Source organism: Streptomyces sp. ATLC9, from assembly GCF_057196705.1.
In genome coordinates this window covers 1-13,449 of the sequence record NZ_JBXUOY010000139.1, presented here as the reverse complement: position 1 = coordinate 13,449, position 13,449 = coordinate 1, and the positions used below count along the sequence as shown (strand labels likewise).

The window sequence follows — 13,449 nt, the reverse complement described above, 5'->3', positions numbered from 1 at the left end:
GGCCAGCAGCGCGGCCCGCTCGGCGGTGCCGGTGGCCGTGGAGACCGTCAGCACCGGGCCCAGCGCCGCGCCGGCCGCCTCGGCGACGGCCCGCGACAGCGCCTCGGGCGGCAGACGGGTGGTGGTGCCGAAGCCCAGCTCGGCCACCGAGGCGAAGGGCTCGGGCCCGGCCGGGGTCTCGGCGCCCAGGTCCGCGGCGACGATCTCGGAGGCGACGGCCACCGAGCCGATCGGGGCCGACGGGGTGAAGCCGCCGCCGATGCCCGCCGAGACCACCAGGCCGTACGGGCGTCCCCGCGCCGAACCCCGCTCCAGCGCCACGGCGGTACGGGCCGCCGCGGCGGCGGGCCCGGCGCCCGCGACCAGCACGTCGATGCCCGCGGGCGCGCAGGCGACCGCCACCGCGTCACGCTCGGCGGGCACGGCCGTGACGACCAGGACCGGCGCGGTCCGTACGGCGGACACGGCGGGACGGCGGGCCGGTGCGGTGCTCAGCCCTCGCTCTCCCGCTCGAGCTCGAAGTTCCACACGCCCCGGTAGTCGCTGCCGTCGTACTCGACGATGCTCAGCCGCACCGACCGCGCCTCGCCGCCCTGCTCGCCGCCGTTCTGGAAGAAGGCGTCACCGGAGAAGCTGCGGTAGGTCTTGGTGATCCGGTCCGTGACCGCGGGCTGGCCGTTGAGGAACAGCACCCAGCCGTCCTCGGCGATCTCGGGGTCCACGCCGATGCGCAGCAGGTCGCCCTGGTCGACGCTGATGGAGGTGTCGGCGTCCTCCTCGGCGCAGGAGAGCACCCGCTCCTGCGAGATCTTGCCGTTGTCCTCGTAGCAGGCGGCTTCCGTGGACATGCTGTCGGAACCGACGGTCACGGTCGCTCGGGGAGTCGGCTTCTCTCCGCAGGCGGAGAGGGCGACGAGCCCGAGGGAGGCCGCACCGATGGCTACGGCAGTGCGGATGGTGCGGCTGCCCTTGCCCCGGGAGATCGTGTGGGTCATAGCAGGCAGGCTACCCGGCGGTTCCACTCAGGCGACGCGCGGGTGGGGCGTGCCGTGCCGTGCGGCCGACAACAGGGGCCTGACGGTGGCGAGCGCGCCCACCGCCACGATCACCCCGGCCACCCCCATGCCGACCGGCCCGATCAGCGGCAGCGCGATCCCGACGGCGCCGCCGGCCACCCACGACATCTGCATCAGGGTCTCGGAGCGGGCGAACGCGGAGGTGCGCACCAGCTCCGGCACGTCCCGCTGGATCAGCGCGTCCAGCGACAGCTTGCCCAGCGCCTGCGCCAGCCCGGCGACGGCCGCGACGACGGGCACGGTGACCGTGCCGTAGAGCACCGCCGCCACCGCGGTGGCGGCCAGGGCCAGCGCCAGCACCGACGCGATGATCGCCTCCGGCACGCGGTCGCGCAGCCAGGCGCCCAGCGCCGTGCCCAGCGCGTTGCCGCCGCCCGCAGCCACGGCCACCACCCCCAGCGAGACCACGGGGTCCAGGCCGGCCAGGGGGTGCTCGCGCAGCATGAAGGCGAGGAAGAAGGTGAGGAAGCCGGACAGGGCGCGCAGGGAGGAGTTGGCGAGCAGGGCGTTGAACACGGAGGCGCCGACGGTGCGCAGACCGGGCCGCCGGGGTTTGCCGCCGTTCCCGTTCCCATTCCCGTCCTTGCCGCCGCCTCCGTCGCCACCGCTGCCGCCCTTTCTCGCGGCGCCCCCGGTCGCGTTCCCGGTCGCGTTCCCGCCGGTGTCGGCGCCGCCGTCGGCGCCGTCCTGGCTGTGCGCGGCCTCGTAGGCGGTCAGCAGGGCCCGCCGCTCGCCCTTGGCCGAGTCCACCTTGTGGGGCAGCGAGAAGGACAGGAACGTGCCGATGACGAAGACGGTGAAGGCCCCGTACAGCGGCCAGGACGGCCCCAGGCTGTGCAGCGCGGCCCCCACCGGGGCCGCGGCCCCGGTGGCCAGCAGCCCGGCGAGCGTCACCCGCGAGTTCGCCTTCACCAGCGAGATCCGGTGCGGCAGCAGCCGGGGCACGACCGCCGATCTCACCACCCCGTACGCCTTGGAGGCCACCAGCACCCCCAGCGCCGCCGGATACAGCTCCAGACTGCCGGTGGCCACCGCCCCGGCCATGCTCAGCGCCAGCAGCGCCCGGCCCAGCATCGACCCGGCCATCGCGGCGCGGCGCCCGTGCGGGATGCGGTCCAGCAGCGGCCCGATGACCGGCGCCAGCAGGGCGAAGGGGGCCAGGGTGACGGCCAGGTAGAGCGCGACGCGCCCGCGCGCCTCGCCGGTGGGCACGGAGAAGAAGATCGTGGAGGCCAGGGCGACGGTGATCATCATGTCACCCGCGGAGTTCACCGCGTGCAGTTCGATGAGCTTGCCCAGCCCGGACTCGCCGGCCCCCTGGGCGTGGGTGGCCTTCCGGATGCGCCTGCCCAGCGCGCGGGGAGGCGTGTGTACGGCGCGGGCGATCGCCCGCGCCGTACGTCGCAATCGCCCCTCGCCGTGCTGGGGCGTCCTCAAGGCAGCCACGTCGTCAGTCTGCCCCACCGCCCGCCGCCTAGCCCGGCTCCTTCGGCTGAACGTTGTGGTCGAAGGTGCGACGGTCGATGGTGCGCGTGCGTGGGGTAGCGTGGAGGGATGGTGCGCTCCGCCCGGCGGGAAAGCTCGGGTCCGGACGTCGCAGCGGTCCGCCGGTCCGCTCCGTCCTCACCTGTCTGACCTGGGCGTACGGTAGGCGCACTCGCGAAACGGCGTAGGAGAGAATCGATTCTTGTGAGTGCTGCGATGCGAGGCCGTACCCCTGATCGCCTGTGCGCCGAGGCGGTTGAACTGGCTCGGGAGGCGGCGAGGGAGGCCGCTTTCCCCGGCCGGGTCGGCGACCATCTGGGTGCCGTCGCAGACGGGGACCGCGTCGTCACGCATTTCTTCGAGTGCCTGGAGCCGGGCTACCGCGGCTGGCGCTGGGCCGCCACCGTCGCGCGGGCCTCGCGGGCACGGGCGGTGACCGTCGACGAGACGGTGCTGCTGCCCGGCCCCGACGCGCTGCTCGCCCCCGAGTGGGTGCCCTGGAGCGAACGCCTGCGCCCCGGCGACCTCGGCCCCGGCGACCTGCTGCCCACCGAGGCCGACGACCCGCGCCTGGAGCCCGGCCACACCGGCGGCGGCGAACCCTCCCCGCACGCGGCGGTCGTCGAGTCCGCCTGGGAGGAGGCCGGCGCCGAGGGCCCGGCCGAGGCCGAGGACGCCGACGTCGTCACCAGCGAGCCCGGCGAGCTCCCCGGCGCCCCGGCGCGCGGCAGCATCGCGGCGGTCGCCGAGGAGATCGGAATGGGCCGCCCCCGGGTCCTGTCCCGTCAGGGCCTGCACGAGGCCGCCGACCGCTGGGAGGAGGAGTTCGGCCCCCGGACGCCCGTGGCGCAGGCGGCCCCCGCCTCCTGCATGAGCTGCGGCTTCCTGGTGCCGATGGCGGGCTCGCTGCGCCAGGCATTCGGGGTGTGCGCCAACGAGTTCTCCCCGGCCGACGGCCGTGTGGTCTCCCTCGCCTTCGGCTGCGGCGGCCACTCGGAGGCGGCCGTCATGCCGAAGACGCCGCGCCCCCCGGCGCCGGTGATCGACGAGACGAGGGTGGACGAGATGCCCCTGGGCGGCGGCGCGGGCGCCCCGGAGGCGTAGCGGGTTCCGGACCGCCGCGAGGCTGATCGTCCCGGCCCCGGCGGGGCCGGGCCAGCGCTGGACCCGGCGTCCGGTGCGGGGCCTCTCCCTCCGGCTCGTCCGGTGGGCCGCGGATGCCGGACCGGGCAACCGCGACACCCGCTGGAACGACACCCCCATCACCCGGCCGGCGTCCCGCCGGCTCGGGTCGCGGCTCAGGTCGCGGGTCAGGACCGCGGCGGCGCCCGGCCGCCGTCACGGGCTCACAGACCCGGGGCGCCCCAGAGCGGGAACCAGCGGCCCAGGTCCGGCTCGATGTTCAGGTCCTCCTGGAGAGCCGCCCTGACCTGGAGCTCCAGCGGGTTGTCGCGTTTTTGGCCGGGCAGCGGGGCGAAGGGGTAGAAGGTGCCGCGCTTGTAGAGGTAGACCAGCGCCAGGGGATGCTGGCCGGGAGCGCGGAAGGCGACCAGCGAGCACAGCAGCTGCGGGCCGAAGCCGCTGCCCTGCAGTGTGGTGTTCACCGCGTGCAGGTCGTTGACCAGGGAGGGCAGCTCCTCGGGGGCGCGGCGCGAGAGCAGCCAGGAGTACCCGTAGCCGTCCTCGCTGAACTCCACCGCCCCGCCCCCGCGCCCGGAGTCCGCGCCCAGCAGGGTCTCCACCTCCTGCCGGATCCGGGTGAAGGCGCCGCCCTCGACGCTCGCGAAGCACACCGAGCCCGCCCCGGTGGGGGTCAGGCCCGCGGCGGCCTGGAGGGTGATCGCCGCCGAGGGCAGGCCGAAGAGCCGGTCGAGATCGGGCCGGGCCGGTTTGCTCCGGCCGAACAGGACGTCCAGCAGACCCACGGCGACTCCTTCCCGGATCCGGTCCTCAGGGCGCCTCGCCGCCCAGCCGCTCGGAGATCTCCGCCAGCGCCTCCAGGCGGCGGTCCAGGCTGGGATGGGTGGAGAACAGCCCGGCCACCGCGCTGCCGGCCCCGAGGGCGGGAGTGAAGAAGAACGCGTTGAACGCCTGGGCCGTGCGCAGGTCCCGGGTGGGGATCCGGGCGATGTCCCCGCTGACCTTGGTCAGCGCCGAGGCCAGGGCGGAGGGCTTCCCGGTGAGCATGGCCGCCGCGCGGTCCGCGGCCAGCTCGCGGTAGCGCGACAGCGCCCGGATGAGCAGGAAGCTGAGGGCGTACACGACCGCGGAGACCAGCATGACCATCGCGAACACGGCGGCGGTGTTCTGGTCGCGGCGGCCCCCGCCGAACAGCTGGGAGTAGAAGGCGAAGCGGACGACCAGCCCGGCCAGCACCCCCAGGAACGAGGCGATGGTGATCACCGCCACGTCGCGGTGGGCCACATGGGACAGCTCGTGGGCGAGAACGCCCTCCAGTTCCTCGGTCTCCAGGCGCCGCGTCAGCCCGGTGGTCACGCAGACCACGGCGTGGTCCGCGTCGCGCCCGGTGGCGAACGCGTTGGGCAGGTCCATGCTGGAGACGGCGACCCGCGGCTTCGGCATGTCCGCGGTGGCGCACAGCCGGTCGACCACCCCGTGCAGCCGCGGCTCCTCCTCCGGGGTGACCAGGCGGCCGCGCATGGCGTACAGGGCGATCCGGTCGGAGAACCAGAACTGCGCGCCCAGCAGGACGGCGGCGATGACGACGACCAGCACGAGGGAGTCCAGCAGCACGATCAGCACGGCGACGAATCCCACGTACAGCAGCCCGAGCAGGAACATCGTGAGCACCATGCGCCCGGTGAGCCGCCGGTCGGGCTCGAAACGGCTGCGCATCACGCACCCGCCCCGGGACCCGGGCTTCCAGCAGAAGCCCGTGCAGCGGCCGTGACCCTCGTACCCATCGGGTCCTCCTGTCCGCCACGCTCCCGCCGGACGGGAGCGTGGACCGAGACGCGATTCCCTTTCCTCCCTGTATACCCCAATGTCCGGAATCGCCCCTTCGCCGGGTCGCGGGCGGGCGGCCGACCCGCGCCACCGGCGGCCCGGCGCGCACCGGGCGCGCCGGACGCAGTACCGTCGCCCGCAGACAGGCAATCGGACTCGTCCCGTGACTGGACGTGGCGGAGGAGACGGACACGTGAGCGGCACGGTGCTGGTACAGGGCACGGACGACGGAGCGGACCCCTTCGACACCGCCCGGCTGCGCCGCGGTGTACTCGACGCCTGGACGGCCTCCCCCGCGCGCTTCCGCGAGGACGCCAACGCGGAGGAGGACCTGGCCCTGGGCGGCTACCGCGACCGGCTGGTGGTCGAGCTGGCGCAGAACGCCGCCGACGCCGCCGCCCGCGCGGGCGTCCCCGGACGGCTGCGGCTCACCCTGCGCGGCAAGGTGCTGGTGGCCGCCAACACCGGGGCGCCCCTGGACGCGGCAGGCGTGGAGTCCCTGTCCACCCTGCGCGCCTCCGCCAAACGCGACGAGGAGGCGGGGGACGGTCCTCAGGCGGGCCCCGTCGGCCGCTTCGGCGTCGGCTTCGCCGCCGTCCTGGCCGTCAGCGACGAACCCGCCATCGTCTGCCGCACCGGCGGCGCCCGCTGGTCGCTGGCCGAGGCCCGCGAGACGGCCGCCGAGGCCGCCGCCCGCAACCCCGGCCTCGCCGACGAGCTGCGCCGCCGCGAGGGCCACGTCCCCCTGCTGCGCCTGCCGATGCCCGCCCAGGGCACCGCACCCCGGGGCTACGACACGGCCGTCGTGCTGCCGCTGCGCGACGGCGCCGCCGAGGAACTGGCCGCCCGGCTGCTCACCGCGGTCGACGACGCCCTGCTGCTCACCCTCCCCGGCCTGACCGAGGTCGTGATCGAGACCGACGGCGGTGTGCGTACGCTCACCCGCCGCCAGGACGGCGCCCACGTCGTGGTCGAGGACAGCGGCACGGCCGGTGCCGGGGGTGAGGGCGCCACCCGCTGGCGCGTGGCCGCCGACGCCGGACGCACCGACCCCGCCCTGCTCGCCGACCGCCCCGTCGAGGAGCGGCGGCGGCCGTACTGGTCGGTCACCTGGGCCGTTCCCGTCGACGCCGGCGGCGCCCCCGCCCCCGTCCGCACCGCGCCCGTCGTCCACGCCCCCACCCCCACCGACGAGCCGATCGGCCTGCCCGCCCTGCTCATCGCCTCCTTCCCGCTGGACCCCTCCCGCCGCCACGTCGCCCCCGGACCGCTGGCCGACTTCCTGCTGGAGCGCGCCGCCGACGTCTACGCCACCCTGCTGCGCGACTGGCGGCCGGTCGCCACCGGCACCGTCGGCCTCGTGCCCGGCCCGCTGGGCAGGGCCGAACTCGACGGCGAACTGCGCCGCCTGGTCCTGGAGCGGCTGCGGCGCACCCCCTTCCTGGCGAGCGCCGCCACCGACGACGACAGCGGCGGACCCCACGCACTGCGCCCCGCCGACGCCGAGATCGCCGAGGGTGCCGGGGCCGGCACGGTCGCCGTCCTGGCCGAGCTGTTCCCCGCCCTGCTGCCCGCCGGACTGGAACGCCGCACCGAACTGCGCACCCTCGGCGTCCCCCGGGCGCCGCTGGGCGAGCTGATCGACCGGCTGGCCGGCGTGGAACGGGAACCGTCCTGGTGGCGCAGGCTGTACGACGCCCTCGCCGGCACCGACCCCGACCGGCTCACCGGCCTGCCCGTCCCCCTCGCCGACGGCCGCACCACCATCGGACCGCGCCGGGTGCTGCTGCCCCTGCCCGGCACCACGGGCGCCGGCTCGCTGACCCGCCTCGGCCTGAAGGTCGCCCACCCCGACGCCGCGCACCCCCTGCTGGAGAGGCTGGGCGCCACCCCCGCCACACCCCGCGCGGTGCTCACCACCCCGCAGGTACGGGCGGCCGTCGCCGCCTCGCTGGAGGCCGAGGAGAGCTGGTACGGCGACGAGGACGAGGACAGCGGCCCCCTGGACGCCGAGGAACTGGCCGACACCGTCCTCACCCTCGTCCGCGACGCACGCCTCACACCCGGCGACGAGCCCTGGCTGGGCGCCCTCGCCCTCCCCGACGAGGACGGCGAACTCGCCCCGGCCGCCGAACTCGTCTTTCCCGGCAGCGCCTTCGAGCGCGTCATCCGCGAGGGCGAACTGCCCGCCTGCGACGCCGAACTGGCCGAGCGGTGGGGTGAGGAGACCCTCGCCGCGGCCGGCGTGCTCGCCGACTTCACCCTGGTGCGCGCCACCGACGTCGTCCTGGACCCGGACGAACTCGAGCCCCGCGACACCGACTTCCCCGAACCCGACGACGCCGGTCTGCTGGACGCCGTCGACGTGTGGTGCGAGGACGTCCTCGACACCCTGCCCGAAACGGCCGTCCCGCCGGTGGTCTCCGAACTGCTCGCCGTACGCGACCTGGACCTCGTCGACGACGACCACTGGCCGCGCGCCCTGCGGATGCTCTCCCGCCCCCCGCTGCGCGACGCGCTCACCACCCCGGTGCGCGTCCTGCTGCCGGACGGCACCGTCGGGACCGTCCGCCCCTACACCGCCTGGTGGCTGCGCGACCACCCCGTCCTGGACGGCCGCCGCCCCGCCGGACTGCGCGCGGCCGGCGGCGACCCGCTGCTGGCCGGCCTGTACGAGGAGGCGCCCGCCGCCACCTCGGGCCTGGACGAGCAGGTGCTGCGCGCCCTGGGCATCCGCACCTCCGCCGCCGCCCTGCTGGACGAACCCGGCGGCGCCTCCGAACTCCTGGGCCGCCTCGCCGACCCCGAACTGCCCGTCACCCCCGCCCAACTCCACGGTCTGTACAGCCTGCTGGCGGAGCTGGACCCGGACGAGGTCACCCTGCCGGACGAACTGCGCGCCGTGGCCGACGGCGGGGTACACCCGGTGGACGCCGCCGACGCGCTGGTCGCCGACGCCCCCGACCTGCTGCCCCTGGCCACCGGCCGCCCGCTGCTGCCGGTACGCCCGGCCCTGGCCGCCGCCCTGGCCGCCGTCCTCGACGTACGCCGCCTGAGCGAGACCGTCGGCGCGGGTCTGCCCGCCCCGGACGCCGCGGCGGGCGAGGTGCGCGAGGTGCCCGACGCGGTGCGCGTCCTGCTCCCCGGCGCCCCGGCCACCTACGTCGAGCACGACGAACTCGTCCTCGCCGGCGTGGAGCTGGACTGGCGGCTCACCCCCGACGGCACCCTCCACGCCGCCACCGTCGAGGGCGTCGCGGCCGGTCTGGCCTGGGCGGCGGGCCAGTGGCCGCGCCGCTTCGAGGCCGCCGCCCTGCTGGAGGACCCCTCCCGGGTCGCCGAACTGGCCCGCGACCGCTGGTTCGACTGACCCCCGGCGGCCGACGCCGTCAAGCCGTCACGCCGTCAAGCCGTCACCCAGGCCGCCGGCCCGGCCGCGCCCGTCAGGCCGGCCCCCCGAGGACCGGGTCGTCCACCAGCAGGGCCGCGCGGCCGGTGCGTCGGGCCTCGGCGAGGGCGGCCAGCCGCCGGTAGCCCTCGGGCGTCATCAGCCGCTCCCAGACGGGCCAGTCCTCCACCGCCCAGCGGTCGTGCTCCTCCGGATCCGGCCGGATGGAGGCGATCTCCTCGTCGCCGAGGACGCCGCCGTCGAAGCAGAAGCCGACCTTCGCCAGCGGCGCCTCGGCCGGGTCGGAGCGGATGTAGTGCGCCAGCATCAGCGGGCAGGGGCGCTCGATCCGCAGCCCGGTCTCCTCGTACGTCTCCCGCACCGCCGCCTGGAACGGGTCCTCGCCCGGATCCATGTCGCCGCCCGGCAGCTGCCACACCCGTCTGCCGTACACCGAACGCAGCTGCACCGGCCGCCCGCGCTCGTCGGTGAAGTACACGCAGGCGTAGACGGTGGCCTTGGGCAGGGTGGCCAGATACTCGGCCTGCGGCATCGGGAACGGCAGCCCGGCGGGCTCGTCACTGGTGGAGGTCATGCCCCTACTCCTACCGGATCTCGGGTTCCGGGACGCGGGATCCGAGCGCCCTATCAGTGGAACGGGTGGGTCGCAGACCCACCCGCCCTCCCTCCGCGAGTGAGGCGTTGAGCAGGCGAGTTGACTTTTTGTGACCGGAGCGCCACGCTTCGGCGTGGCGATGCGGCGTTGCGTCCCGCACAGGCAACGGCCCCCGACAGGTGCTGCGAACACCTCCGGGGGCCTGACCAACGAGATCGACAAACTAGAAGGAAAACGATCCCATGGCTGAGAGCCACTGTAGCTTTTCCGCGTCCTCCGGCGAGCATCCGATGGCCGTTTCCGGCTACGGAAAGCGGCACGTCCCCGGACAACGGCCGCGCCGCAAGGACGACTTCGCGGAGCTGAAGCCCCGGGCCGCGGCCGTCGCCGCGTACATCGACCGGCTGCCCGAGGGCGCCGACATCTCCATCAAGGCGCTGGCCGCGCGGCTGCCCTACGGCCAGCAGGCGGTCGGCACGGCGCTCCGGCAGATGTCGGCGGCCGGGCATCTCAGGCGGGTGCGGGAGCGTCCGCCGGGGTGCGGCCAGTGGGTGACGCGGACGTACTTCTCGCGTGTCCCGCGCTCCGACACCTGGTGGGCGGGCTTCTTCGCGGAGACGGGAGCCGCCGTGCCGGGGGCCGTCCGGGAGACCGCCGGGGAAGCCGCTCCGGAGGAGGGGACCGCCCCGGCGGGGACGGAGCCGGAGCCGGAGAGCGCACAGGAACAGCCGGAGCGGCCGGAGCGGTCGCGGGCCTACGGGACGCTGGCGCGGCTGGGGGAGGCCGATCCGCGCATGGGCCTGTCGGCGGCCGACTGCGAGGAACTGGCGCCGCTGGTGGCCCAGTGGTTCGCCCGGGGCGCCGGGGAGCGGCAGGTGGTCGAGGCGCTGACGGCCGGGCTGCCCGGCGAGGGCGTGCACTCGCCCCGCGCCGTGGCCGCCTGGCGGCTGGAGCACAAGATCCCGCCGCCCCCGCCGGTACGCCGTCGCACCCTGCGGCTGGTGGAGTGCACGGTGTGCGGCGCGCCGGGCCGGCCGGGGGCCCTGCCCGGCGGACTGTGCCGGGAGTGCCGGGGCGGGGAGCGCCGCGACGGCTCCGGCGGCGCACAGGACGACGCACAGGCTGTGGACGTACGCCGCAAGGCCGCCGCCGTACGCGCGGCCATGGCCCGAGGACGGCGCCGGGGATCGCCGGACAGCCCGTGTGACTCCCGGGCGGGCTCCCTTCGCGGCACTGCTCCGGGCCGGTAGGCGAGCGCTACCGGGCCTTGCGCGAGAGCGAGTTCGGGGAACCGGTGCCGGTGGGCGAACCGATCGGCACCGTGCTCGACACCACGGCGCTGTACGCCTACTGAGCCGCGCACTCCCGCAGAAATGCCTCGGCGGGATCGTTGTCTCCCTGGGCGGTCCAGGCTTGGGCTCAAGGCCGACCGTGAGACGGAAGTGTTCCCCGCGAGGGCCGCGTCGAGTGCGCTCGGATTCCGCGGCTGTCCCCTTCCTCCCCGGGCGTCTGGACCTACCAACGGGCCGGGGTCCGGCCACCTCGTCAGGTCCTACGCCTCGTCACTTCACTGTATGTCGTCAAGCGAGCACGATTGGCGCATGATCAGTGTCCAGAGCGGGTCGAAACGGCCCAGGGCCCGCCGAACCGAAGGCGAACTGCGGCTGCGCCGGTCACTGGCGGACGCGGCGGTGGGCGTCGCGCCGGGTGAGGTCGGTGTGTCCGCCGAGGTCGCGAGGACCGAGCGGTTCCGCTGCGTGGTCTATCTGTGCGGCGCTCCCAGCATGGACATCACGGGCCCTCGCGAGGAGTGCACGAAGCACGCCGAGGCGTTCGGGTGGGAGATCACGGGAGTGATCGAGGAACGCGTGGGGCTGCTGCCGCCGCAGGGGCGGGACGGCTTGAGGCAAGCCGTCGAGCGCATCGGCCCTGTTCTCCCGAAGCTGCCGCGAAGTGACAAGTAGCTCTCTGTAGCGGATCTGGGGTGCGCTTGTCAGCGTTTTCGATCTTCTGGGTTCATCGGGGGCCGTGCTCGGCGAGGTTGGTCCGGTCATGACGACCGGAAGGAGCCCGGGGGTGCGGCGGGAGTGGGAGCCGGAGGACCTGATCGAGGTCTGGACGCTGCTGGAGGAGGACCAGGAGGGTCTGCGGAACAAGTCGGGGGCGAACCGGTTGGGGTTTGCGCTGTTGCTGAAGTTCTTCGAGGTGGAGGCCCGGTTCCCGGAGAACGCTGAGGAGATCCCGGTGCCGGCGGTGTCGTACGTCGCCCAGCAGGTGAAGGTGCCCGCCGAGGAGTGGGCCGCGTACGACTGGGCGGGGCGGGCGATCAAGCGGCACCGGGTGGAGATCCGAGGCGCGTTCGGCTTCCGCGAGTGCACGGCGGAGGACCAGGCCCAGCTCGCCGAGTGGCTGGCGGTGGAGCTGTGCGGGGTGGAGCTGTCGCGGGACAGGCTGGCGGAGGCGGTGGTGGCCCGCTGCCGCAAGGACCGGCTGGAGCCGCCGACGCCGGGGCGTATCGCCCGGCTGGTGGGGTCGGCGGTCAGCACCTTCGAGGAACGGTTCTGCGCGACCACGGTGGGCCGGCTGTCCGCGGCTACCCGGTCCCGGCTGGATGACCTGATCGCCGAGGACGCCGAGGCGAGCGAGGACAGCACGGGCGGCGGGGGCACGTTCTTCACCGAGTTGAAGGCCGACCCGGGCGCGCTGGGGCTGGACAGCCTTCTGACGGAGGTGAACAAGCTCCAGCGGGTCCGTGCGCTGGAGCTGCCGCCGGAGCTGTTCGGGGACGTGTCGGAGAAGCTGGTGGCCGCCTGGCGGGCACGGGCGTCGAGGGAGTACCCCTCGGATTTGCGGGCGGCGGCCGGCCCGGTGCGCTACACGCTGCTGGTCACGCTGTGCCATGTCCGGGAGACGGAGATCACGGACTCGCTGGTGGAGCTGTTCATCCAGCTCGTGCAGAAGATCAACACGCGGGCGGAGAAGAAGGTCGAGGGCGAGTTCAACAAGGAGCTCAAGCGGGTTCGCGGCAAGGAGGGCATCTTGCTGCGGCTGGCGGAGGCGGCGGTCGCCGAGCCGGGCGGCACGGTCCGCAAGGTGATCTATCCGGTGGCCGGGGAGTCCACGCTGAAGGCCCTGGCGGCGGAGGCCGCGGCGAACGAGGCCCGCTACCGGGCCCGGGTGCGTACGGTGCTGCGATCGTCGTACTCCAACCACTGGCGGCGGATGCTCTCGCCGCTGTTAGGCGCGTTGGCGCTGAAGTGCAACAACACCGCCTACCGGCCGGTGATGGACGCGATCGACCTGCTCAAGCGGTACCTGGACCAGCCCATCGCGAAGGAGGGTGCATTCTTCGACGAGGCGGAGAGGATTCCGTTGGCGGGGGTGGTGCGCGAGGAGTGGCGCAAGGCGGTGGTGGATGAGCGCGGCCGGGTCGAGCGCATCCCGTACGAACTGTGCGTGCTCGTGGCGCTGCGGGATGCGCTGCGGCGCCGCGAGATCTGGGTGCCGGGCGCGAACCGGTGGCGGAACCCGGAGGACGATCTGCCACCGGACTTCGAGGACAACCGCGATGTGCACTACGACGCGATCCGCCAGCCGCAGGACCCGGAGAAGTTCGTCGGGGCCCTTCAGAAGAGGCTGCGCGAGGCCCTGACCCGCTTCGACACGGCGCTGGAGCTGGGCATCACGGGCGGGGTGGACATCGTCCGCCGGCACGGTGAGCCGTGGATCAAGGTCTCGCCGCTGGGCAAGCAGGAAGAGCCGGAGAACCTCGTCGCGTTGAAGGCGGAGATCGAACGCCGCGGGGCAGGGTCTGTCAAACGAGCGGTGTAACCAAGGTTGTTGAGGGTTACTGACGGGCTGCCGACAGGCGGCCGTCGAAGGTGATGTCGAAGGCGTTCAGGGCGGTCTTCCAGCGC

At 74.5% G+C, this 13,449-nt stretch carries 11 protein-coding genes; 5 read left to right on the top strand and 6 right to left on the bottom strand.

Features of this window, described 5'->3' with window-relative positions; translation table 11 throughout:
- The 3 genes from AC2CJA_RS15670 to AC2CJA_RS15660 form a co-directional block, all read right to left on the bottom strand.
- Positions 1 to 465: nucleoside phosphorylase-I family protein (locus tag AC2CJA_RS15670; protein WP_484603320.1), on the bottom strand; the 465-nt coding region annotated here is incomplete at its 3' end.
- Between the two features lie 26 nt (positions 466 to 491).
- Positions 492 to 995 (bottom strand): DUF2771 domain-containing protein, encoded by a 504-nt coding sequence (locus AC2CJA_RS15665; protein ID WP_484603319.1) that lies wholly within the window; start codon positions 993 to 995, stop codon positions 492 to 494.
- A gap of 27 nt (positions 996 to 1,022) precedes the next feature.
- Positions 1,023 to 2,513, bottom strand: coding sequence for an MFS transporter (locus tag AC2CJA_RS15660; RefSeq protein ID WP_484603322.1), 1,491 nt, complete (start codon positions 2,511 to 2,513; stop codon positions 1,023 to 1,025).
- A gap of 264 nt (positions 2,514 to 2,777) precedes the next feature.
- Here AC2CJA_RS15660 and AC2CJA_RS15655 point away from each other — a divergent pair, with 264 nt between their 5' ends.
- On the top strand, positions 2,778 to 3,665 hold the full coding sequence (locus tag AC2CJA_RS15655) for a DUF3027 domain-containing protein (RefSeq protein WP_484603321.1): 888 nt from the start codon (positions 2,778 to 2,780) through the stop codon (positions 3,663 to 3,665).
- 242 nt (positions 3,666 to 3,907) lie between these two features.
- Here the strand turns inward: AC2CJA_RS15655 and pspAB are convergent, their stop codons facing one another.
- Together pspAB and htpX are read right to left on the bottom strand one after the other, a co-directional pair.
- Positions 3,908 to 4,486: a PspA-associated protein PspAB gene (pspAB, locus tag AC2CJA_RS15650; RefSeq protein ID WP_484603318.1), complete on the bottom strand. Its 579-nt coding sequence runs from the start codon at positions 4,484 to 4,486 to the stop codon at positions 3,908 to 3,910.
- A gap of 25 nt (positions 4,487 to 4,511) precedes the next feature.
- A complete protein-coding gene (htpX, locus tag AC2CJA_RS15645; RefSeq protein ID WP_484603317.1) occupies positions 4,512 to 5,417 on the bottom strand; it encodes a zinc metalloprotease HtpX in 906 nt (301 codons plus the stop codon).
- Positions 5,418 to 5,721: 304 nt separating this feature from the next.
- Between htpX and AC2CJA_RS15640 the strand changes: the two genes are divergently transcribed.
- Complete coding sequence (locus AC2CJA_RS15640; RefSeq protein ID WP_484603316.1) at positions 5,722 to 8,898, top strand: sacsin N-terminal ATP-binding-like domain-containing protein; 3,177 nt, start codon at positions 5,722 to 5,724, stop codon at positions 8,896 to 8,898.
- 73 nt (positions 8,899 to 8,971) lie between these two features.
- Here the strand turns inward: AC2CJA_RS15640 and AC2CJA_RS15635 are convergent, their stop codons facing one another.
- Positions 8,972 to 9,511: an NUDIX domain-containing protein gene (locus AC2CJA_RS15635; protein WP_484603315.1), complete on the bottom strand. Its 540-nt coding sequence runs from the start codon at positions 9,509 to 9,511 to the stop codon at positions 8,972 to 8,974.
- Positions 9,512 to 9,774: 263 nt separating this feature from the next.
- Here AC2CJA_RS15635 and AC2CJA_RS15630 point away from each other — a divergent pair, with 263 nt between their 5' ends.
- From AC2CJA_RS15630 to AC2CJA_RS15620, 3 genes are all read left to right on the top strand, one after another.
- Positions 9,775 to 10,782, top strand: coding sequence for a hypothetical protein (locus AC2CJA_RS15630; RefSeq protein ID WP_484603314.1), 1,008 nt, complete (start codon positions 9,775 to 9,777; stop codon positions 10,780 to 10,782).
- Between the two features lie 351 nt (positions 10,783 to 11,133).
- Positions 11,134 to 11,496 carry a hypothetical protein gene (locus AC2CJA_RS15625; protein WP_484603313.1) on the top strand — a complete coding sequence of 121 codons (363 nt, stop codon included), beginning with the start codon at positions 11,134 to 11,136 and terminating at the stop codon, positions 11,494 to 11,496.
- Between the two features lie 88 nt (positions 11,497 to 11,584).
- Entirely contained in the window at positions 11,585 to 13,363 is a 1,779-nt protein-coding gene (locus AC2CJA_RS15620; RefSeq protein ID WP_484603312.1) for a DUF4158 domain-containing protein, read from the top strand.
- The last annotated feature ends 86 nt before the right edge of the window (positions 13,364 to 13,449 follow it).

Coding starts and splice junctions, on each gene's coding strand:
- AC2CJA_RS15665 (WP_484603319.1), bottom strand. CDS start 995: ATGACCCACACGATCTCCCGGGGCAAGGGCAGCCGCACCATCCGCACT.
- AC2CJA_RS15655 (WP_484603321.1), top strand. CDS start 2,778: ATGCGAGGCCGTACCCCTGATCGCCTGTGCGCCGAGGCGGTTGAACTG.
- htpX (WP_484603317.1), bottom strand. CDS start 5,417: ATGCGCAGCCGTTTCGAGCCCGACCGGCGGCTCACCGGGCGCATGGTG.
- AC2CJA_RS15635 (WP_484603315.1), bottom strand. CDS start 9,511: ATGACCTCCACCAGTGACGAGCCCGCCGGGCTGCCGTTCCCGATGCCG.
- AC2CJA_RS15630 (WP_484603314.1), top strand. CDS start 9,775: ATGGCTGAGAGCCACTGTAGCTTTTCCGCGTCCTCCGGCGAGCATCCG.
- AC2CJA_RS15625 (WP_484603313.1), top strand. CDS start 11,134: ATGATCAGTGTCCAGAGCGGGTCGAAACGGCCCAGGGCCCGCCGAACC.
- AC2CJA_RS15620 (WP_484603312.1), top strand. CDS start 11,585: ATGACGACCGGAAGGAGCCCGGGGGTGCGGCGGGAGTGGGAGCCGGAG.